The 23037-nt window shown below is 51.0% G+C and carries 16 protein-coding genes; 8 read left to right on the top strand and 8 right to left on the bottom strand.

Translation table 11 applies throughout. The features are described from left to right. Positions 1-202 precede the first annotated feature (202 nt). Both glgB and B5G27_RS06590 read right to left on the bottom strand, forming a co-directional pair. Positions 203-2128 carry a 1,4-alpha-glucan branching protein GlgB gene (glgB, locus tag B5G27_RS06585; RefSeq protein WP_087178103.1) on the bottom strand — a complete coding sequence of 642 codons (1926 nt, stop codon included), beginning with the start codon at positions 2126-2128 and terminating at the stop codon, positions 203-205. 173 nt (positions 2129-2301) lie between these two features. Next, on the bottom strand, positions 2302-5574 hold the full coding sequence (locus tag B5G27_RS06590) for a hypothetical protein (RefSeq protein ID WP_242958253.1): 3273 nt from the start codon (positions 5572-5574) through the stop codon (positions 2302-2304). Between the two features lie 1111 nt (positions 5575-6685). Between B5G27_RS06590 and B5G27_RS06595 the strand changes: the two genes are divergently transcribed. From B5G27_RS06595 to B5G27_RS06605, 3 genes are read left to right on the top strand one after another with little or no spacing between them, the layout of a single operon-like run. Next, a complete protein-coding gene (locus B5G27_RS06595) occupies positions 6686-9451 on the top strand; it encodes a YfhO family protein (RefSeq protein ID WP_087178104.1) in 2766 nt (921 codons plus the stop codon). Then, positions 9448-9654, top strand: coding sequence for a hypothetical protein (locus B5G27_RS06600; RefSeq protein ID WP_087178105.1), 207 nt, complete (start codon positions 9448-9450; stop codon positions 9652-9654). The genes B5G27_RS06595 and B5G27_RS06600 overlap by 4 nt, the downstream gene beginning before the upstream one ends. Next, entirely contained in the window at positions 9647-10609 is a 963-nt protein-coding gene (locus tag B5G27_RS06605; protein WP_087178106.1) for a glycosyltransferase family 2 protein, read from the top strand. Before B5G27_RS06600 ends, B5G27_RS06605 begins: the two co-directional genes overlap by 8 nt. Positions 10610-10618: 9 nt before the next feature. On the opposite strand, the gene B5G27_RS06610 is transcribed toward B5G27_RS06605, so the two are convergent. The 3 genes from B5G27_RS06610 to B5G27_RS06620 all read right to left on the bottom strand — a co-directional run bounded on the left by B5G27_RS06610 (position 10619) and on the right by B5G27_RS06620 (position 15212). Then, positions 10619-12700, bottom strand: a complete 2082-nt coding sequence (locus B5G27_RS06610) for a beta-propeller domain-containing protein (RefSeq protein ID WP_087178107.1) — start codon at positions 12698-12700, stop codon at positions 10619-10621. 52 nt (positions 12701-12752) lie between these two features. Further along, a complete protein-coding gene (locus tag B5G27_RS06615; RefSeq protein ID WP_087178108.1) occupies positions 12753-13286 on the bottom strand; it encodes an RNA polymerase sigma factor in 534 nt (177 codons plus the stop codon). Positions 13287-13505: 219 nt separating this feature from the next. Next, positions 13506-15212 (bottom strand): S8 family peptidase, encoded by a 1707-nt coding sequence (locus B5G27_RS06620; protein ID WP_087178109.1) that lies wholly within the window; start codon positions 15210-15212, stop codon positions 13506-13508. Between the two features lie 262 nt (positions 15213-15474). Here B5G27_RS06620 and B5G27_RS06625 point away from each other — a divergent pair, with 262 nt between their 5' ends. Continuing rightward, entirely contained in the window at positions 15475-15963 is a 489-nt protein-coding gene (locus B5G27_RS06625; protein WP_087178110.1) for a zinc ribbon domain-containing protein, read from the top strand. A 64-nt stretch (positions 15964-16027) separates the two neighbouring features. Next, positions 16028-16498: a signal peptidase II gene (locus tag B5G27_RS06630; protein ID WP_087178111.1), complete on the top strand. Its 471-nt coding sequence runs from the start codon at positions 16028-16030 to the stop codon at positions 16496-16498. A 74-nt stretch (positions 16499-16572) separates the two neighbouring features. On the opposite strand, the gene B5G27_RS06635 is transcribed toward B5G27_RS06630, so the two are convergent. Both B5G27_RS06635 and asnA read right to left on the bottom strand, forming a co-directional pair. Beyond that, positions 16573-17166, bottom strand: coding sequence for an HAD family hydrolase (locus B5G27_RS06635; RefSeq protein WP_087178112.1), 594 nt, complete (start codon positions 17164-17166; stop codon positions 16573-16575). A 54-nt stretch (positions 17167-17220) separates the two neighbouring features. Then, complete coding sequence (gene asnA, locus B5G27_RS06640) at positions 17221-18231, bottom strand: aspartate--ammonia ligase (protein ID WP_087178113.1); 1011 nt, start codon at positions 18229-18231, stop codon at positions 17221-17223. Positions 18232-18962: 731 nt separating this feature from the next. Between asnA and B5G27_RS06650 the strand changes: the two genes are divergently transcribed. The 3 genes from B5G27_RS06650 (at position 18963) to B5G27_RS06660 (ending at position 21042) form a co-directional block, all read left to right on the top strand. Continuing rightward, positions 18963-19817 (top strand): TMEM198/TM7SF3 family protein, encoded by an 855-nt coding sequence (locus B5G27_RS06650; RefSeq protein WP_143449654.1) that lies wholly within the window; start codon positions 18963-18965, stop codon positions 19815-19817. A 105-nt stretch (positions 19818-19922) separates the two neighbouring features. After that, positions 19923-20102, top strand: a complete 180-nt coding sequence (locus tag B5G27_RS06655; protein ID WP_087178116.1) for a hypothetical protein — start codon at positions 19923-19925, stop codon at positions 20100-20102. A 124-nt stretch (positions 20103-20226) separates the two neighbouring features. Further along, on the top strand, positions 20227-21042 hold the full coding sequence (locus B5G27_RS06660) for a PHP-associated domain-containing protein (protein ID WP_087178117.1): 816 nt from the start codon (positions 20227-20229) through the stop codon (positions 21040-21042). 183 nt (positions 21043-21225) lie between these two features. On the opposite strand, the gene B5G27_RS06665 is transcribed toward B5G27_RS06660, so the two are convergent. After that, positions 21226-22980, bottom strand: coding sequence for an IS1182 family transposase (locus B5G27_RS06665; protein WP_087177592.1), 1755 nt, complete (start codon positions 22978-22980; stop codon positions 21226-21228). Positions 22981-23037 lie beyond the last annotated feature (57 nt).

Genomic DNA, 23037 nt, shown 5'->3' on the forward strand with positions numbered 1-23037 from the left:
TCACTCCTCCATTCCTTTTGGACTAAAAATATAAAATTTATCAGTACGGGGTTTATTATATCATTAATATGTATATTTTCATATAATTTTCCGATTATATTTTTGAAATTTGTGATATTTTTATACAGCTTACCCAAAAGGGGTCAGACCCCTTTTAAAAGGAGCCTGACCCCTTGTACAAATTAATTTGCACTTTTTACGGTCAACACTCAAACACCGCGACCCCATAAGCCGGAAGCGGATATGCAAACGAATACTTCTGTCCGTCGCACTCCTGTTTTACAGGTTTGTAGATCAGCGGCCTCTCCTCGCCTTTCCCGCCATATTTCTTGTCGTCACTGTTGAGGATCAGTTTCAGCTGTTTTCTCCTCGGCACGCCTACCCGGTAATCCGGGCGCTCCATCGGAGTGAAGTTGCACACAAAGAGCAGGTTCTTCTTCCCGTCTTTGGAATGTCTCATAAAGCTGTAAATGCTGCGGAAGCAGTCATCCGCATTGATCCACTGGAATCCCGACGGATCTGAATCCATCTCGTACATTGCCTTATTCTTTTTATAGAGATGGAGCAGGTCTCTGTACCAGTTCTGGATCGCCTGATGCTCCGGCTCTGCCAGCAGGAACCAGTCGAGCTCTCTCTCCTCGCTCCACTCTCTGAGCTGCGCGAATTCCTGCCCCATAAAGAGCAGTTTCTTGCCGGGGTGTCCTGTCATAAAAGCATATCCAACCTTCAGGTTCGCATATTTGTCAAATCCCAGTCCCGGCATTTTATTGAGCATGGAGCACTTCAGATGCACCACTTCGTCATGGGACAATACAAGGATATAGTTCTCGCTGTACGCATACGACATGGCAAATGTCATCATATTGTGGGCGTTCTTCCTGAAATACGGATCCAGCTTCATGTACTCTGTGAAGTCATGCATCCAGCCCATATTCCATTTCAGGCTGAATCCGAGCCCGCCGTCCTCCGGCGCCCCGGTCACCTTCGGCCATGCCGTAGACTCTTCCGCGATCATGACAGCGCCCTTATTCCTTCCCAGGACGACAGAATTCAGATGCTTAAAAAACTCGATCGCCTCGAGATTTTCATTGCCGCCGTACTTATTTGCGACCCACTGCCCATCCTGCTTTCCGTAGTCCAGATAGAGCATTGATGCCACCGCATCCACCCGGAGCCCGTCCACGTGGAAATGCTCGATCCAGAACAGAGCATTGGCTATGAGGAAATTCTTCACCTCAGCCTTACCATAGTCAAAGATCTTTGTCCCCCAGTCCGGATGTTCGCCCTTCCGCGGGTCAGCATACTCAAATGTAGGCGTACCGTCGAAATCCGCCAGGCCGTGCGCGTCTCTCGGGAAATGCGCCGGTACCCAGTCAAGGATCACCCCGATATTATTCCGATGCAGATAATTGATCATATAAGCAAAATCTTCCGGCGTGCCGTACCTGGAAGTCGGCGCATAATAGCCGGTCACCTGGTATCCCCAGGAACCGTCAAACGGATACTCAGCCATCCCCATCAGCTCCACATGAGTATACCCCATATCTTTCACATACTTTGTGATAGCTTCCGCGAATTCCCTGTACGTGTAGAATCCTTCATCTTCTCTTCCCGGATGGCGCATCCATGATCCCATATGGACCTCATAGATGGACATCGGATTTACTTTATGGTCCCATGTCTCACGCGCCTTCATCCACGCATCATCCGTCCATTTCAGATGAGAGATATCTGTCACTCTCGATGCCGTTCCCGGTCTCAGCTCTGCATAGTTCGCAAACGGATCCGCCTTAAAGATCCTCTTCCCCTGCTCTGTCTCAATGCAGAACTTATAGAGATCCCCCTCTTTTACTCCCGGGACAAAGAGAGTGTAAATCCCCAGAGGCTCCTGCCTCTCCATGTAATCCGCCTCAAAGTCCCAGTCATTGAAATCACCGATCACTGCGACCCGGCGCGCATGGGGCGCCCAAACTGCAAAATAGACCCCTTCTTTCCCTTTGCAAGTCACTTTATGTGCACCCATTTTCTGATAGATCTCATAGTGATTTCCCTGACCGAAAAGATACTGGTCAAGTTCACCGATCTCATAAGGCTGTAATTTTTTCTTTGTGCTTTTTCCCTTTTTCATGAAAGCCACCTCACCGCTCGATTTTTGTCTATCCATATTATACTTTATCACTACAAAAAAAGAAAGAGAAAAGCTTCTCATTAGCAAAAATAGACAAAAAAGATAGACAGCATTTCGTCAGAATGTCTTACATCTTTTCTGACAAAACACTGTCTTTCTCTTTAGGTCCAAGATCAGATATTAAAATCCTTCTCTGAAAGGATGATCCTGTCCGCCTCATCCGTATTCTTTCCGAATACCCTCTTCATCAGTTTTTTCGCTGATGCCTTCTGGGAATGCTGGATCGCCTCGTCCATGATCTCCTTCACTTCCGCAACTGTTACCGCATGATCCTCCCTCTGCAGGGAATCGATCTTACTGTACAGCGCCAGGATACCCATCTCATCTATCCGGTATCCATTCTCCTGTGCATAAGTCTGCCCGAATGTCACCAGCTCATCATTAATGAAGATTGGGATCTCCAGACGGGATGTAAACTTCCTTCTGAACTCACGGTTCGAAGACAGGAGCCTGTCAAGCGGCTTCCTCTGTTCCTCAAGGACGATCAGCAGTTCCCCTGTGTCTTTCTCCATCGCTTTATTAAGCCGGGCAACCGTCTTTTCATTCATCTTTCCTGCTTTTTCGATGATCAACGCCCCTCCGTAAAGCTTGTCAAAGATATCGCTGATCTTCTTTTTATTCAGAGAATCGCCTGTAACGATAGCGACCTTGCCCTGTTTGATCTCCCGCTGCTTCTGGATCGCCTTGACCACATCCACGGCAAGCACAGTCTTTCCGTTTCCTTTATTTCCAATGATCAGGAGATTCCCTGACTTTGACGTGCCATTCCGGTTCGTACAGTTTTTATCCTGTTCCAGCACATCTACCAGCTGCTCGCTCATGCCGCGCACCGGGACAAAATAGGAAAACAGTTTCTTCTGCTCTTCCGTAAGTCCCGCCCTGGTACCGATGCCGCTCTGCATCTCCAGGTCATAACGGCCATGCACGATGAATCCCGTATCAGACATGGAAAGCGCGTCCGAGATCTCATCCAGCGGAAGCGGCGCGGTCTTTCCTGTTGCGATCATCTTTGCAGTCTCTTTCCTGCTCAGAGGCGTTGTAGCTGAGAGGATATCCATACCGTCATCATCATCGTCCGGGATTTCCCTGTCATCCTCCTGCTCCGCATGTGCCGGATCGACCCGGAACTCCTCATTGATATCCGGTATCTCGTCATCGGCTTCTTCCGCTTCGCCAGGGTACTCATCCTCTTCGTCGAATTCTTCGCCTTCGCCAAGATACTCATCTTCGTCATCGAATTCTTCGCCTTCGCCAAGGTACTCGTCTTCCTCGTCGAATTCTTCTCCCTCGCCAAAGTACTCGTCTTCTTCGTCGAATTCTTCGCCTTCGCCAAGATACTCGTCTTCCTCGTCGAATTCTTCTCCCTCGCCAAGGTACTCGTCTCCCTCATCGAACGCTTCTCCCTCATCAAAGAATTCCTCTTCCCGGAGTTCGTCCATGCCAGAATCGTCCTCTCCGTCAAAATCATCATCTATGCGGAGAGACTCTGCAACTTTCCCCATATTTTCATGCGGTTCTTCTTTTTTCCTCTCCAGTGTCCTCTTTGCCGGTTTCTCCGGTTTTTCTTCCTCTGGCGGGATCACGCCTTCGATCTCATCGATCAGCCGCTGGATATCCGGCGGCAGGATCGGCTCTGCTGTTTTCTTAGTCTCCATATCCCCTGTCACTTCCCCTTCTAAACTGTCAGTATCTGTATCAGCCACAGCCTGCTTTGCATGTGTCTGGATCTCAGGATCTTCTTCCATTACTTCTTCCACATCCAGATCTTCTGCATCTTCTTCAGCGATCTCATCCGTCAGATCTTCCGCTTCCTCTCCGGCGATCTCATCCGTCAGATCTTCCGCTTCCTCTCCGGCGATCTCATCTGCCAGATCTTCCGCTTCCTCTCCAGCTGTTGCCTCTTCCAGCTCTACTGTATCTTCATCGAGTTCCCCGGCTTCCAGATCCTTCTCCGGCGCTCCCTCCCAGCCGGAAAGGATATCTTCCAGACTCATCTGTCCTGTTATCTGGTCATCATCCTTTCTGGGATCCTCTGCGATTTCCGCATCCTCGTCTATAAGCTCCGAGTCCTCATCTATGATCTCTGCGTCCTCATCGATGATTTCTGCATCCTCATCGATGATCTCCGCATCCTCGTCTATGATCTCTGCGTCCTCGTCTATGATCTCTGCGTCCTCATCTATGATCTCCGCATCTTCATCCTCAAACTCCGCCGCATCTTCCGGAAGAAGTTCTTCCGCATCTTCAAGTGTGATTTCTTCCGTCTCCTCTGCATCGATCTCATCCGGCAGGATCTCAGTCATCCCACTGGCCGCTGTGACAGCTTTTCTTTTCTTTTCTTCCGCGATCTGAGCAACGATCTCCATATCAGCCACAGACTCGATCTCTCCGATCTCTTCAGCCAGATCGTCCAGCACTGGTTCTTCTTCCTCTTCAGGCTGTGGTTCATTTCCCGGGTGAAGGAGCTTTTTCAGAGCCTCTCCAAGAGGCATTGTATCTCCGATCTTCTTTCTCTTCGGCTCCATCTCAACAATATTTTCGCTGCTGTCTCCATCTTCCCCGCGGGCAGGCTCTTCTTCAATCGCTTCTCCAGTCTCGGGAATACTTTCCTCTCCGATATCTCCGGCCTTCTCACTTCCTTCAGAATTGGGGATATCGCTCCCCTCATCAGGAGCCTCATCCTCACCTTTCGCCTCTGCATATGCCAGGATATCCGGCATCTCTTCCGTCTCTTCGGAAAGCTTCTCATACCGCCGGTCATACTTTTCCTGCTGGGAAGGAGTCAGCGGCTTGTACTGCATCTTCAGTTCCATCGCCTTATACACATACTGCCCTTCACTGAACCAGAGGATAAGATCATCGCACTCCTCCAGGCACTCTGCCGTCATACCGGCCTCCTGGTACAGTTTCGCCAGCTCATACGCCCACTCTTCAATATACTCAGACTTCTTATACTCCTCAAGAGCCTCGATCTGCTGCTCGACAGGAGCTCTCTGCGCGCGGAGGATCTGGTATTTCAGTATATACTGATTCGGGTCTTTCGGCGCGATCTGAACAAAGTCGTCATAATAATCAATAGCTTCGTCCACATTCTCTGTCTTGACCGCCAGGGTACAGAGGCGGCTGATGATCTTCCTGCTCCCCTCCGCACGGCGGTAAGCAAGGTTCAGCACTTCATAAGCCTTCTGATACTCTTTGTTCTTTTCATAAATCTCACTGACATCTGCCAGCATTCCGGTATTGCGGACTCTCTTCCAGTCGATCTCATCCGCGATCTCCGCCGCCTGCCTGTATGCACCGTCCTCCATAAGTTCGAGCATCTCTTCGGTCTTTACTTTATAATCATACTTATCCACCGCATTCACCTCGTCGAAAATATATTTCATCGGTCAGCCATCATCTTCCTGCCCTTCCGGTCACAGGCCGATATTCTTTCAATAGTTTATCATAAGCATCCCCCAATGTCAAAAAAATGCATCCTCAATTGACATTGACGATGCATTTTAATTTTTATTTAATTTTTTCATTTTCTTTTCTATTTTAAATCGGAGGCATTGAGTAGATTTCGTTCCTGTGAGACCTCTGCCATCTGTTATTTGATCTTCGGTCGATTTATTAAGACCTGCTTACTAAATCCGCCCTCCTTCAATAACAATCTGAGGTTCATAACAGCATCCCTTCTGCTTATCGCTTCCGCTTACGCCCCGGGTATCAATTTATATTTATAAAGTCTTCTGAGTTATTCTTCCTATAACCTCCTGCGGTGCAGTACCGTTTACCGATATTCCATCCGCCTGCCGGGTTATTACTTCTATAACTGTAATCCTTTATCATATAAATGATATTCTACTCAATGTTTCTTTACACATCTTTCGAAATCCTGTTATATGTGGTATCTATATTCAATACGTCTGCAAATGCCAAATCTTGGTAGATTTTCATCCGGATTTACGAACTCTCCGATCTGTTTTTCCATTCTGACTTTTTCCGGATTATTGATCTTCTCTCCAGCAAAGGTCTCTTACATCACAGGAACTTACATTTGCCGTACCACTGACATATTGATGATCAACTGAAACTATACTGTCCATGGGACTTACCTCCTGCTGCTTTTATTTTTAACCTAATCGAACATCTGACTGAGATTTCAATCAATGTTCTCTTAGATAAATATCCTTTTGAGATTTTATTTTCTGTATCTCTTTTGGATGGTTTTATAATATCACTCGAGTTCATATTTGTCAACGCATTTTTCAATTTTATTTCAAATAAATTTATTACTTTTTATAATTACATGAATTTTCTGATAACTCAACCGCTTTATTGTAGAGCTCACATGGGAAAAACACTATATTTATGGAAGTATTTTTATATTGCCTGACTATTCTGACATAATCACACGCACATCGGTATCTCTTAAGAAATCTTTAGATTCTCTTCGGGTATTTTTTAAGGAATCTGCACTATCCTAATATCCGTCGAAAGGAGCAGATTTTCATGAAGAAATGGATATACCCTTTATCCCTTATCATTCTCTTTTTTATATTGATCATCCTGACCGTGCCGGAGGGCGCTGTCTTCGGCTCCCATACAGACTGGCTCAGCCAGCACGCGGCCCTTGCCGGGACGATACGGGATGCCTGCCTGGAACAGCATACCCTCCTCCCGTCCTGGATCGAGCTCGGCGGGGGCAGCAATGGTTTTCAGTTTTCCTACTATGGCTTCCTGCGCCCGGATATCCTGATCAGCTGCCTGCTGCCGCAGGTGCCTGCGATCCATATCCTCACCTGTTACATGCTGGCCGTATACCTGGTCTCTGTCCTTCTGTGCTATGTCTGGCTGCGCAGTGAAAATATACCTCCACTCCTTTCATTTACAGGGAGCGTTCTTTTTATGACAGCGGGATGTATGTTCCACATGCACCGGCAGGTTATGTTTGTCAATTATCTGCCGTTTCTGCTCTGCGCATTCCTGTGCGTGAGAAAGAAAAAGATACGGTGGCTGCCTCTCTGCCTGTGCCTGCTCTGCCTCAGCAGCTTTTACTTTGCGATCTCTGCCTTTGCCGCTGTGGGCTGGTACTGGTACCGCCAGGAAGGGAACTCGTTCTGGAAAGATTCTTTTTTGAAAAAATATATTCCCTGTGCACTGACCGGCGCCGCGCTGTCCGCCGCCCTGCTGCTCCCTACCGCGCTTGTTCTCCTGGAACACGGCCGGAGCGGGAGTAAGATGTCCCTGCTGACCCTTTTGGAACTGTTCGCTCCTAACCCGGTGCTGAATAACCTGTTGTTCAACGAATACGGGATGGGTGTGACCTTCCTCTGCCTTTATGCCATACTGGCAGGACTTTCCCTGAAGAAATTCCGCATAGACAGCATCCTTTTCCTGCTGTTCGGAGTCTTCGGTGTATTTTCGTGGCTGCTAAACGGTACCCTCTACGCGCGCCCGAAGATCCTGATCCCGTTCCTGCCCTTTGTCATCCTGCTCTGTGTCAGATACCTGAAGGATGCCGCTCTCCCGGCTCTGCAGAAAGCCCGCCCGCTTCCGCTCTATCCTTTTGCAGTGATCCTCCCGGTGGGGCTGCTCTGGTTCAGCCAGAAACAATTCCCCTGGATCCTGGCCGAAGCTGCGATCCTTTTTCTGATCGTACTTTTATCCAGAGCCTGCATATCCAGGCCCCGCAGCCAGAGAGGATGCGCGGAAAAGACATGCAAAATCCGCATGGCATGGCGGCATATTGCCGGAAAACCGGTCATACTCTTTTGCGCTGTACCCCTGCTCCTCCTGTCTCCTATCGGGATGTACCTGACCACGGCCGGCACAGAGGACTGGGTCAAACGCTCAGACGCTTCCCCTGGGTTAACATCAGAAGAATCAGAGGCAGCTGATATGGATCCGCTCTATCACTTTGACAGCCTGCTCAGCCCGCTTATAAATGCAAACAGGCTCACAAAGGCGGGAATGTCCCGGAGTACGATGTATTCTTCAGTGACCTCGCAGGCATATTCCAGCCTGTACTATGATACGCTGATGACCCCTGTACGGATCAATAACCGCGTGGCGATCCTGACCTCTGACAATCCATTCATGCTGCACCTGCTCGGCGTCCGCTATCTGGAGACATCGGCAGATGCCGTCCCCACGGGATATAAGGTCATACAGCAGTCCGGGGATACGGTCCTGGCGGAAAATGACAACGTCCTCCCCCGAGCTTATTTCACATCGGACATCATCACGCAGGACCTTTTTGAAAAGGCAGACCCCCTGGGAAAGCTGGATATGCTCGCCAGAAAGACCGTGGTGGATTTCTCCAAGGCGAATGTGCCAGGGGCAGGCCGCTCTGGATCAGTCCACTCTGCGGCAGACCGCTCCGGGTCAGACTTCTCCTGGGCGGGCTGCCCCGGAGAAGCGGATACATTTGAGAGCCGCATGGAACCATATATCCCGGAGCTCACCGCAGGTCCGCTGCCAGACGGACTTACCGCCGTCAAAAGCGGAAATACTTATGATATCTCCGCAGAGAAATCCTGCACCCTGGACCTGCACATCGACAACCCGCAGCCCGGCAGGATCCTGCTGCTCAGCTTCCGGGTGAAGAACCAGACATGGGATCCCATTGTCATTGATATCAACGGGATACGCAATAAACTGTCCGGCGCTTTTGCCCCATACCCCAACGGGAACCGCTGCTTCCACTACCAGTTTTCTTCCGATGCCGGAGAAGGGATCGCGGATCTGTCCGTCACCCTCTCAAAAGGAAAGTATGAAATATCTGACATCCAGTGGCATCTCTATGACCAGGACCTGCTGGATGAAAAAAGCTTCACGCCGGTCACTCTTTCTGATGACAGCACTGACAGCAGCACAGGCATCGGGCATCCGTTCACCGTCTTGTCCGGCACCGCCGCAGACGAGGATGGATACCTTGCCACATCCATCCCTGCGCAGAACGGCCTGGAGATCCTGATTGACGGACGTCCAGCGGAGATCCTTACCGTAAACGAAGCCTTTGCCGGAGCCTTCCTGCCCGAGGGAGAACATCATATCGAGATCCGATTCTCGCCGCCCGGAAAAAGCGCCGGCATCTTCATCAGCCTGGCAGCCGCGGCCGGATATGCAGTATTTCTCGCGGCAGGCACAGTAAAACGACTACCGAATAAGAAGCCGCCGCGGAATAAGAAACTGTTGTGGAATAAGAAACTGCTGTGGAATAACGAAAATAACAAACTGCCGAGGGCACATACGAAAGGAAGGGATATGAAATGAAACTGCAGAAAGAACTGGCATCCTTTGTGGGCGCGCGCTTTCTCACTTTGCTCGCGGAAAACGCCCTTCTCTGGCTGTCTATAGATATACTGGACGCCGCGCCAGTTCCCGCGAAGCTGTCCGTCAGCATTATAACAGTTCTGGGGAATTACATTCTCTGCAAATATGGGATTTTCAAAAAGGAGGCTGTCTGTCATGAGTGATTACGCAGAAAACATAACTGAAAAAAAACCAGACAGGGACCTGATCAGCATCATCGTCCCCTGCTATAACGAAGAAAAAGCTCTGCCTGCATTTTACCGGGCAGCCGCAGACGCGGTAAAAGATATCCGCGGCGCGGACTGTGAATTCATTTTCGTGGACGACGGGAGCAGGGACAATACCCCTGAGATCCTGGAACATTTCTCCGCTATGGATCCCAGGTGCCGGTACCTTTCCTTTTCCCGCAATTTCGGAAAAGAAGCAGCCATGTACGCAGGTCTCCAGAACGCTTCCGGAGACTACTGCGTATTCATGGACGCGGACCTCCAGCACCCGCCGGAGCTGTTAAAAGAAATGTACCGCGTCTTAAAGACCGAGGACTATGACTGCTGCGCCGGTCTCCGGGAAGACCGCTCCGGTGAAAGTCCTCTGCGCACCTTCCTGTCCCGCTCCTTCTACCATATCATCGGAAAGGCGTGCCGTCTGGATATGGGGGACGGCAAAGGAGATTTCCGCATGATGAGCCGCGCGATGGCCGACTCCATCCTGGAGCTGAAAGAATACAACAGGTACATGAAAGGGATCTTCTCCTTTGTCGGTTTTGAGACGAAATGGATCCCCTTCCACAATGTAGAGCGTACCGCAGGGGAGACAAAGTGGAGCCTGCGCTCCCTGTTCCGTTACGCCATGGACGGTATCCTCTCCTTCTCCACCGCGCCCTCAACGGCGGCCGGTGCGGCAGGAATGCTCCTGCTCTTTACAGCACTGGCCGCGGGGATCTTCTTCCTGCTATCAGGGCAGGGGCTGAGCGGGATACCGCTGGTCATCTGCCTGATCCTCGCACTCAACGGCGTGCAGATGCTCTTCCTCTCCATCCTCGGCCAGTATATGTCAAAAGAATACATGGAGAGCAAACGGCGGCCCATCTATATCGTAAAGAAAAAGGGCGGGTTCTGAAAAGAACGGCTAATCTGCTGCCAGAGGCTCTATGCTCCCCAGCACGATATCATCGATCTTTTCAAATCCGGAGAGTGTATATGATTCCACTGTATTTCCGACAACCAGATAAAATCTTTCGCCCGCGTACAGGCCGCGCGCATCGCCGCCATATGTCAGTTCCCTGGAGAACACTTCCCGGAATCCCTCTGACGCGTCATAGGAAAATACAGCATATACATCTCCGTTTCCGCCGTAGGCGCGGAATCCGAACAGGTTTTTCTCCACGTCCGCGAAGACCGCTTTATAATCATACGCCGCATCCGTTCCGTACATGTCTTCCATGACATAGACAGACGCTTCTGTGACATTCCCAGGGTCGGAAATATCGAACATGGACAACTTGACTCCTTCCGTGGTCACACCTTCCTCATCCACAGCCATCCCGATCCCGAGCAGAAGCCCCTCCCCATAAGGGTGAAGGTATTCCGAAAATCCCGGTATCTTCAGCTCCCCGATGATCTGCGGGGACGCCGGGTCTGAGAGGTCCACGGAGAACAGCGGATCCACCTGGCGGAATGTGACAAAGTATCCGGTATCTCCCATAAACCGCGCGGAATACACTGTCTCGCCCGGAGCCAGGTCCCGGATCTCACCGGTGATCTGAAGCTCCCCGTCCAGCACATACAGTGCATTGCTGCTGTCAGGCTCCGCAGCAGAGGAATCTCCGCTGATGGGCATCACGCCATTGTCCGATGTGATCGTGGTCACGAGCCTGAGGTACCCGTTGTATTCGTCAATGCTGAAAGAATCGTTCAGCATCCCGTCCACCTTTGCCTGGGCCGCCCCCTCCAGCTGCCCGTCATGGTAGGCTACCTTCCGTACCGCGGTCCTGGACATGCCCGTGTCATCCGTATCATAACAAGTTTCTGTCACATAAATGTTTTCTCCGCTGACATAGCACAGCCCGGCGCTGCCGAACACTGCCTTACTGTCCGTCTGCTCCTGCGGATCCGCGAGGGAAAATGCCGTGATCACTGTGTACTCGCTTCCCATCTCCTGCTCCGGCATGAGGATCCGGTCTGCTTCCAGAGTACCGCTCTGTACTGACGGCACATAAGCGCCCACATCAGACCGGGGCGACGCTGTATCCGGGTAAAAACTACTGATCACATAAGCGTATCCGTCCTTCACCCGCATCGTATTATAGGCTCCGCTCTGAGAGAATGTATTCAGCTTCACAGGCGCGGACGGGTCACTGATATCATATACATCCGTACATGCAAATTCCCTGGAGCGCACCTCGATCCCATCCTCCTGCGTATATTTGCTCTGCGTGTAAAATACTGCCATCCGGCTGCCTTCCACATACAGTTCCCTGATATAGCTGTCAGGGTCCACAGTTACCGCGGCGATCTCTTCCATCTCCTCCGATGCGATATCTACGATCTCCACCCGGTTCCCGCTCATGACATACAGGCAGCTTCCGTCCGTCTTCACTACGTCCGCCTCGCCGACGCTCTCTTCCCTGACATTGGTATCCGAATATCCTCCGCCTGGCGTACTGCCGCCGCCTGCTCCGCTGTACGCCGCCGCATTTTGCGCTGCCCCGCTGTCCATCACCGCGCTGTCCGCTGAAGCGATCTCTTCGACGCCGGAAGCTGTCCCGTCGCTGTACATCCTGGCCTGCTTTTTCGCCTGCTTTTCCTGATACTTCAGCTCCGCCTGGATGTAATCATAGATCTGGTCATAATCCGCGGCGGATGCGATCTTTGTTTCTGACTCTGTTGTTTCACCTTCCGCTGTCTCTCCGGCATTTCCTGCCTCTGACGCAATTTCCGCACCGGCTCCGGCCCCGGAACTGCTGTCGTCTCCTCTTTGTCCGGTGATCGCCGCCGTCACCCCCACCGCCAGGCAGAGACACGCCGCTGCTGCGATCCCCGCATATTTCCTGCGGTATTTTACTGTTTTTTCCTTTTTCTTTTTCAGCAGCATCTTTTCTATCTGCTCCGGCTCTAAAGAAGCCGGTACCTGCGTATCCTCCGTGAGCTCTCGCAGTTTGTCTTCCATGGGATCATTTCCCCCTGTGTTTGTTCTTTTATTATCTTCCATAACTTGTCCACCTCCTGCGGCCTTATATCCCTTTCTGGTCCATGTTCCTGATTCAGCTCAGGGCGCTCCTCATCTTCTCCAGCGCCCGGCTCTTGCGCGACCTCACGGTCGCTGCATTCCTGTCCAGCATCTGAGCGATCTCCTCGCTGCGGTATCCCCCGAACACGGAAAACGCCACGATCATCCTCTCCTCCTCATCCAGCTCGCCGAACGCTCTGCGCACGTCATGCCACTGGGCATAATCCGGCTCATGGGCATTCTCCCCGATCCGGTCATGAGCGCCGCCTTCCGGCAGGGCCGCTTCCCTCCGCCCTCTGCGCAGCATCTTCTTACAGCAGTTATTCAGGATCGTAAACATCCAGCTCCTGAACGAGTCCTCCTTCCGCAGACCGGCCAGATTCTCGTAGGCAGACAGTACTGCCTCACTGACCGCATCCTCTGCATCCTGCGTGTGCCTTGTCATATACAGGGCAAATCTGTACAGATCCTTGTAGATCCGCGCGTACAATTGGGAAAATGCCTTAATATCTCCCCGCTTCGCCCGCCGGATCAGATCCGGTTCCGGGCTGTTCTCATAATCGTACATCCGCGCCCCTCCTCTCCTTTATGTGCCACAGACAAAACTGTCCGACAGTTCTCCCTTTCCGGCTCGTTATCTATAAGAGTCATCCGGGCGGCAGATTGTTGCACGGATCGTGCTTTTTTCCAAAATCTGTTCCCCTGGCCCAGGATGTCTCCTCCGCACACACATTCTGCCCGAGATCCCGCATCCTGTCAACTGTATATAAGCTCTGCGGCAGCCCTCTCAGAGCTGCCGCATCGTCTCAAATGTATTATACAGATTTAGCTGTCCGTATCCCCACTCCCGGTTCGGGTACTCCATCGTCCGGGGCCGCGACGCGCCGATGATGAGCAGGCTCTTTAACTGAAAGGAATCCACCCCCGGCACCTCCTGGATATACACGAGCCACTCCAGCATCAGCGCCACCGCCCCGGCAGTGACAGCGGCCGCGGCGCAGGACCCTGTGCGCGTGGAAAACCGCCCGCCGGGCACGGCTCCCGGGACGTTGACGCCGGGAGCGGCGATGTCCGGCCGGCGGCGCTGGAGCCGTGTATACCCCCTGCCGGAAGCCTGAGCCACTGCCCCGCTGACCCCCTCATAATACGCCACAACGACCGGGCTGTCTGTATTCGCCGGATTTGTCAGCGTATAATAAGGGTCTGACTCCAGGAAAAAGACTTCGCCCTCCAGAAATTCTGTCAGAGGAAGCCACATATGGAACTGGCCGTCATTTACAGACAGCGGCTCCACCACGATCTTCCAGATACCGGGCGCCGGGGCATTGAAGCGGAAAAAGACCAGCTCTGACGTACTCTTTTCCACCAGAAGCCGGTAATCTACGGTAACCTTTGTCCGCTCGAACAGGAAATCCAGCTCAGCGCTGGCCCCCACGCGGAACGGGATCCGGGAGGTATTTTCACCGGAGGGCGATATGATCGAGATCGAGAGGATATTGGGAATGTCCGTCCAAAGCTCCAGAGAAAATCCCGGGACGCCCTCTCCCACCCGCAGTTCGACGGTCTTCGTGTCCTCTTCGTCTGTGATCTCATTGTAATAGTGATGGCGCTTATCCGCCTCGTTCCCCACGCCGACCACGGTGATCCGGTTTGCCCTTGTACTGTAGCCGTCGATAAGGAAAGGAAGCGGCAGCGTGCCGATGTGCCCGCCCATACTGGAACCGACCGTGACGCACACGACCAGGGGAAGCCCCAGCGTGTCCGCCACGTCATTCAGGTATTTCAGGCCGAGCATAAGATCTGTCTCCTGATAGCACACGGCGTCTCCCGGGATGAAGTAGTAATCCCGGAGATATTGTTTCGCCTGCTTCAGCTTTACCACAGCGATGCCTGCCTCCGGCGCGGCCCCCAGGAACTGCTGCCCCGGATCTGCCGATCCGGCCGCGAGACTTGCCGCGTAGGTCCCATGCCCGGTCTCATCCACAGTCGGGACGATCTCGAACGGATTTTCCGACTGCAATGCTTCATTGATCCTCTCTTCCGTAAATTCACTGCCATAGGCAAAGCCATCCGGCGGCGTGCCGGTCTGCACCGTCTGATCCCAGACAGACAGGATCCTCGTGGCACCGTCGATCCGGCGGAACACCCCGCTTGTATAATCGATCCCGCTGTCCATGATCCCGATCAGCACCCCCTGCCCTTTTAACTGAAGGGTCGGGTAATTCTGCACCGGCAGGATGCCCGCCTGATTCAGCGTCTCCATGGCAAGCGGCGCATAGCATTTCGGTATGGAATTGTAAGAATATCTCGCAAGGCTGATCGGGTCCGCCAGATCCGACGGCAGATAAATACACTTGTAATCAAAGCCGGCGTCCTGTTCACACCGCTCTTCCCTCAGCATACTGTCGAAAAAAGGGGTGCGCACATGGTTCCCGATGAAGTCCCTGTAATCTTCGGACAGGATCTGTTCCCGGCATGTATCTGTATCAGGCATAGAGAAACTCCTGGAAAGGATTTATAACCATGATATGAGTGCCTCCACCGGAATATGCGGCGCGGCCCCCGGCGTAGTCCGCCGGAAACCGGCTGTGTTACTGTCCTCACCTGACCGCTGTCGGTTAAAAAAGTATAAAATCCTGCCCGGTATGTTGAAGTCGCCGCTTAATAGGGTATAATGGTGATAGGTCAAAACGCCGGGAAAGCCCCGGTGTTCCACAGGTCCGGGACGGACGAAAGAAGAAGGGAGATTGATAACGATGAGAGATTTTTTTGAAGATCTTGGGAAACGCCTTGGAGAAACAGCAGAAACGGTCACCAGCAAAGCCGGAGACGCGATCGAGATCCAGCGGATCAAAGGACAGATCCGCGGGCTTGCCAGGGGAAATGCCGTAGATCTCATGGAACTGGGACGTACCATCTACGACAGGTATAAAGAAGGCGGCGAAGTCGAAGAATCCGCAAAGGCACTCTGCGATGCAGTCAGGGACAGAGAAGCTGCGATCGAAGACTATGAGAAAAAGATTGCGAAGATCCGCGGCACTTCCGAGTGTGCACGCTGCGGCAGGATGGTTTCAAAAGAGATGTCTTACTGCCCTTACTGCGGTGAAAAGGTAACGGTCTGCGATGCGGACGCCGAGGAAGTCCAGGATGACACAGACACCGACGACCAGGCTGACAGTGTAAAAGAAAAAGATGGGGACACAGCAGAAACTACGGCTGAAAAAACAGAGGAAGCAGCTGAATAAAGCCAATCAGAAATAAAGCCAGGCAGAAATAAAGCCGGACAGCAAAATACAGGCAGGTGATCCTATGAAAAAACGCTGGTTCCTGTGCGGGACAGGAGTCCTGTTCACGGCAGATCAGATCTTAAAATCTTATACCGAACAGAATCTGGACAAAAACGAAGAAAAAGAGCTGGCAGGGCCCGTCGTGCTGCGGCGGGTCGCCAATACAGGCATGTGCCTGAACCTTCTCTCCGGCAGCCCGAAGATCGTGAGAGCTTTTTCCCTTGCCGCGGCAGGATTTGTCAGTCTTCTCTATACACTGGCTCTGTTCCGCAAAAAAGGCGCCTGGAAAAAAGCGGCTCTCTCCATGATGACAGCAGGCGCGTGGAGCAATACTTTCGACCGCTTTGCCAGAGGCCATGTCACAGACTATATCGGTTTTAAAACAGGCAGTAAAAAACTGTCCTCCATCACTTACAACCTGGCAGATTTCTTTCTCGCTGCCGGGGCTCTTCTCTTATCCGCGCTGTCATTCACGAACGGAGGAAAAGAATAAGTCAGACGAAAACATGCAAAAACCGCCCCAGCGGTATGATGCACAGCTGATGTCCGGTATCACACCGGTCACAGTCACTTCATGCCGAGGGCGGTTTTTACTTCCCGGATATTTCCTTTAAATACAATGCCGTCCATCCCGAGCGCCCTGCCCGCCCGGACATTCTCCTCCAGATCATCGATGAAAAAGCATTCCTCAGGTTTCAGGGAAAACGTCTCGAACAGATAGCGGTAGATCTGCGGGTCAGGCTTTGCCATCTTCAGCGGGGCTGAAAATACAGTCCCGCTGAATTTTCTGAGCATCTCGCAGCCTGACGCCCAGTCCGCAAAATATGTGGGCGCATTTGACAACAGGTACACCGGCACATTCCTGCCGCAGAGTTCCCCGATCAGCTCCGCTGTATCCGGGATCGGGCTGACCAGATCCGGCCAGCCGCGGAAAAAACTTCTCACGGTTTCTTCCAGGCGCGCAGGTACCGCGGACACTGTATGCTCCACATATTCCTCATACCCGATCGTGCCTTTATCGAGCTCCGGCCAACGGGCATAGACTACAGGCAGCAGCAGGTCACAGTCCTTTGGAGACTGGCAGAACTGCTCCAGCATATATCTTCCGTCGAATCTGCCGATCACATTTCCGAAATCAAAGACTACATTTTTATATTTCATGGAATCATTCCTCTCATCACATATCTCATCCTCTGCACACAGTGCAGCCGGCTCTTATAATAAGTTGATCCCGTTTTCCTTTGCCCTGGCAGCGATCTCGTCCGGCCAGAGGGAAGACTGCACCTCACCGATATGAGCCTTTCTCAGATAATACATACAGATACGCGACTGGCCGATCCCGCCGCCGACTGTATAAGGCAGCTCTCCGTTCAGCAGGGATTTCTGGAACGGCAGCTCCGCGCGCTCTTCGCAGCCCGCGGCCTTAAGCTGGCTTCTCAGAGCATCCTCATCCACGCGGATCCCCATGGAAGACAGCTCCAGAGCCATATCCAGGACAGGATAATAGACGATGATATCACCGTTTAATTCCCAGTCGTCATAATCCGGCGCGCGTCCGTCATGCCTCTCACCGGATGCCAGCACCTTGCCGATCTGGGATACAAAGACAGCGCCCTTCTCTTTCGCGATCCGGTTCTCCCTCTCCTTCGGCGTGCATCCCGGGTACAGATCTTCCAGCTCCTGGGAAGTAATGAAGAAGATATCATCCGGAAGAAGCGGCTCGATATAATTATATCTCCTGGAAATATAATCTTCCGTGTCTTTCAGCGCGCTGTATACCTTGCGCACAGTATACTGGAGCGTCTCCATATTGCGCTCCTCTTTTGAGATGACCTTTTCCCAGTCCCACTGGTCCACATAGATCGAATGGATATTGTCCGTATCCTCATCCCTGCGGATCGCGCTCATATCTGTATAGAGCCCTTCTCCGGAATGGAACCCATAATTTTTCAGGGCGTATCTCTTCCATTTTGCAAGAGAATGTACGATCTCAGCCGGCGCTTCTTCCTGCTCCCTGATCCCAAAAGATACCGGGCGCTCCACACCGTTTAAGTTATCGTTCAGCCCGGATTCCGGGCGCACGAACAGCGGAGCTGACACGCGCGTCAGATGAAGCGCTTTGGCAAGCGCCCGCTCAAAATGATCTTTCACTTCTTTGATGGCAACCTCCGTCTCACGGATCGTAAGGGGAGAATGATAGCCTTCGGGTATTCTTAACTGTTCCATTAATAAAGGCTCCCTTCTGATTAGTTTGAAAATAAAAATTTACATTTTATTCTAATATCCGAGCGCCCGGAAGTCAACCGGCAACATTCGGATCTTAAATTAACAGATAATTTAAATATTTTTATTAAAATAACTAAATTTATTATTGACACATCCAGATATGAGTGTTATTATAATGTCAACAAATAAAACTGAATGAACAATCAATCAGAAAAAAGTAATTAATTACTTTTATTTGAAAGAAAATTCACAGAAGTTTTATTCACCTGCCGGATATCGTGATTGGGAAACGGGTGAAGATATAAAGAAATATCATAATGACGAGAAAGTTATGAGAGAAGTAAAATTTATATCAGGAGAAGATCATCGGGGAACCAAAGTCCAGCAGGAATCTAAGTAAAGGAGGTACGGACCATCGGGAACATAAGTTAAATCTATCCGATCAATAAAGATAGAGAAAGGAAAAAGGAATATGATAGAAATATCAGGATGAAGATGGATGTTGATCAGAAAGCTGATTGGCATCCATTTTCATTGTCCAAAAAAGCAGCCGCAGCCTTTCTTTCACATCCCGCCGTCTTGCCAAGGGATGGAAAAGTTGATAGAATGGTCAGGAAAACGGCTGGATGCGCAGCTCCTTTCACCGGAAGCGGTTGTAAAGGAATACAGGGATCTTCTTAAAGATCCGGGGGAGATGTACAAAAAATAAATAAAAGGTAAGGGTGAGTATCATGAACATGAATGAAATCTACGAAACATTACAGGGGATCAGCCTCTCTGATATCAGTGCGGCTCTGTCCAGGCTGGACGAAAGCGGGCACGCACTGACGCAGACAGAACTGATCTGGCTTGCTGCGGCAGCCGCGGCCGGGCTGCTGCTCTGTCTCTTCGGTCTGAAGATCGTACGGTTCTGGGCAGCAGTGCTGGGACTTGGGGCAGGATTTTTTGTCGGTTTTGCCGCAGGGGAAGCAGCTGGGGCAGGTGCAGCCGTCTGTGTGGGCGCCGGGCTCGCCGCGGGGATCCTGCTGGCAGTCCTGGGATCCGTTTTATACAGGGTCGGCATCTTTGTGACCGTCTTCCTCTCTGTCAGCCTGTTCTGCTTCCATCTGGTCAATCCTGAGAACTGGATCCTCGCAGGCATCTGTCAGGTGATCGGGCTCATCGCCGCGATCCTTGCCATGAAATTCCTGGAGATCATCACGATACTGGCGACGGTTCTCCTGGGCGCAGTCACCGCGGGACCGGCAGTAAGCTATCTCCTGCCTGACACCGGCATGGACAGCCTGATCCGCATCGCACTGTGCGCAGTATTCGGAGCTCTGGGGGTACTGGTACAGCTCCTGCTCCTGTCAAAGAAGCGCAAAAAACAAAGCCTGAAGCGCGCGGCGCAGATCCGTCAGGAAGCATCCACTGCAAACGAGGTCGAGCGGGCAAGGGCCGTCATGGATGACCTTGGAGGAAACAGCGGGGACGCAGCCGGGAACACGGCTCTCCCCGGCACGGATGACGGAAGCGGTCTGGAAACGGTCAGTCTGGACGACATAGAGGATATCGACGACCCGGATGAGGAACTGGACGATCTCTAAATAAAAAAATCAGCAGAGGCAAAGTAAAGTCCGTTTTATGACACACCCACTCTGGTATGATACTTTCAGAGCAAAAAATCATACAAGAGAAGGGTGTGTTTTATTATGTATATCAGAAAATCTTTACTCGGGGGACTTACAGCAGCGGCGGGAATGACAGCGCTCGCTGTATTGACGGTGCTTTTTTGTTTTACGGAGACACAGCTCCCGACCATCGTGTACGCGGCGGCATGGATCGGGTGCCTCTATGCGATGCTGCGCGGGGCTTCCAGGATATATCGGTAAGCACAGCGCGAAGGTGAAAAGTCCGTGTCCTTCTGTTGTCATCTGCAGACGGAATGATGTATAATAGTGGTGGAATCGACAGACAATCCTATCAGGTGGATACACCGGAAAAGAGGTCATGTATATGAAGATCGATATGCATTGCCATGTGAAAGAAGGCTCGATCGACAGCAAAGTGGGCCTGGACGAATATATCACGATATTGAAACAGCATGGGTTTCAGGGAATGGTCATCACGGACCATGATACGTACAATGGCTACCGCTATTGGAAAGAAAACATCAAAGGGAAAAAGCATACGGATTTTGTCGTGCTCAAAGGCATCGAATACGACACCAGGGATGCGGGGCATATCCTTGTGATCATGCCTGAGGGCGTGAAGATGAGGGTGCTGGAAATGCGCGGGATGCCGCTCGCCGTACTGATCGACCTGGTGCACCGCAACGGCGGTGTGCTCGGGCCTGCGCATCCGTGCGGTGAAAAATATATGAGCTTCACCAATGCGAGGAAATTTTACCAGTCTCCTGAGATCGTAAAGCGGTTTGATTTTGTGGAGGCATTCAACAGCTGCGAGTCCGTGCAGTCCAACGCAGGCGCGGAGAAGCTGGCGAAAAAATACGGGAAGGTCATGACCGGGGGCAGCGATTCCCACAAGCCCGGATGCGTCGGGCGGGGATATACGATCCTGCCGGAGCCGGTCACTTGTGAGACCGAGCTCATCTCCCTGATCCACAAAAAGACCGCCTTCAAGGCAGGCGGTACTCTCTACGAGAAGACGACAAAAGAGCGGATCGGCAAGATCAACAAGCTCCTCGTGTACTCCTTCTGGGTATACAATAAGAGCGGGGAACTCGTAAAACGGCGGGGGAGAAATAAAAAAATGGTGGAAGAGCATCCGTTCGACCCCATCGACCCGATCGAGCTGTACTATCATTCATAGGACATAAAAGGGGCTGTCGGTTAATACCGATTTTTGACTCCTGACAAACAAGACGGAGACAATCCCGAAGAATATGGACATTTTTTAATCCATAATTCTGTCGGAGATTGCCTCCGTCTTTTTGCAAGCGCTATTTTAGGGCGCAATAACCCCTTGGCTGGATTTTTCAGAGCACTCCTTTGGTTAAGCCGCTTCCTGCTCCTTTTTCCCTTCAAATTTTTCGATTTCCTGATGTAAAAACCGATGATATTTCATGATGTTCCGCCCTATGGCATACAGCATGAACTCTTTATATACTTTCTCTTTCGAACGGTAGTTAAAACGACGGAAGTTTTCGTTCTCTTTGATATCTCCAAAGTGACCCTCTGTCTGGATCGACCGTGTCTGACGTTTCAGGATCCCTTCTTCACTCTGGATATTCGTGTTGGACTCCTCCCTCAGTTCTTCCCAGCGTTCATTGATCTTCATGACCTTGTTCTGGTCCGGATTCTTTTCGGGATTGTATTTATAAAGACATTTCGATTTATATTCACATTCACTGCAGTCCGCACAGCCGTATACCTCTACTGTCTGTGTGTAGCCGTCCTGTTCTTTGCTTTCTGTCCGGATATGGTGCAGTTCTCTTCCGTCATGGCAGATATAATAGTGCTCATTCTCAAAAACGGCGTATGTCATGTTGTAATACTTCCCGATGTCTTCTTTGTATGCCCGTGTCTTCCTCTTCTCATGGTCCTGCAGCTTGATGAAGCTGCGGATCCTGTTCTCTTTCAGATACAGCAGGTTCTTTTCACTGCAGTAGCCGCTGTCGGCAGTGACTGCCTCCAGCTTATCCCCAAACGCTTTCCTGTGTTTTTCCAGAACTGGGATCAGCGTGTTGTAGTCTGTCCGGTCATTGCTTACATATCCGTGGACAATAAAGTAATTTTCTACTGCGATCTGGACGTTATAGGCAGGTTTTAACTGCCCGTTCATCATATGGTCCTCTTTCATCCGCATGAATGTCGCTTCCAGATCTGTCTTAGAATAGCTGTTGCGGTCTTTCCCCATGATCTTAAAGCATTCTTTATACTCCATCAGGCGCTTTCCGCATTCTTCCAGTCCCTCATAAAGTTTCTGGATCTCCGGCTTACGCATTCCCTTCCCGAAAACAAACTCAATCCCTTCTCCCTCTGCAATCCGCATCAGGTTCTTCTGCAGTTTCCGGATTTCAAGCGGGGAACAATGATCGATCTCGATTATGGTATTATTAGGGATCTTCTTATGCTTTGTCAGTTTCCGCTCCCTGTTCTTTTGGATGATCTTCCTGACTTTGTCCATCCCCTCAATCACAAACATATGTGCATCCCCAAGGTCATATTTCGGGCCATACCCATTGTCCAGCAGGAAAGCGTTGTACTTTGTATAAAGGGCATCAATCGTATCCAGCAGGCCTGCAAGATGGTAATTCAGGCTGCCCCGCCAGACAAAGGTATATCTGTTGGCATTTGCCTCCAGTTTCGTTCCATCGATATAAAGTTCTTTCAGTGTAAGAAACCCTTCTTTTTCCAGGCGGCGCATGAACTGGTAATTCAATTCATCCAGGACTTCCCCTGTGAGCTTTTTGCCTTTAAAATCGTAAAAAACATCCCTTTGAGGCTTCTGCCCTTTCGTCAGCCAGATAAAAGCAAGGTCTCTCTGGCACAGATCAACAATCCGGTCAACGGCCCGGACTCCGCGCATGTTTGCGTAGGTAACGACAGCATACAGCATGATTGGGTTAAACCCGGTTCTTCCCTTGTTTGGATAACAGGCCAGCAGGCCTGAAAAATCTAATTCCTCCATCACTTTTTTCAGGGTATAGACTGGATCGTCATCGGGTAGACTCAATTCGAAGAAACTGAAGTTAATTTTCTGTTGCCCAATTTCAAAAAAGTCGTTATAATAATCTTGTTTTTGCATAGTTCCATTATAACATGGAACGGAGAGAAAGATGGTTGTCGTTAGCCATCTTTTTCT

Source organism: Lachnoclostridium sp. An76 (assembly GCF_002161355.1).
GTDB classification, from domain to species: Bacteria; Bacillota; Clostridia; order Lachnospirales; family Lachnospiraceae; genus Mediterraneibacter; species Mediterraneibacter caccavium.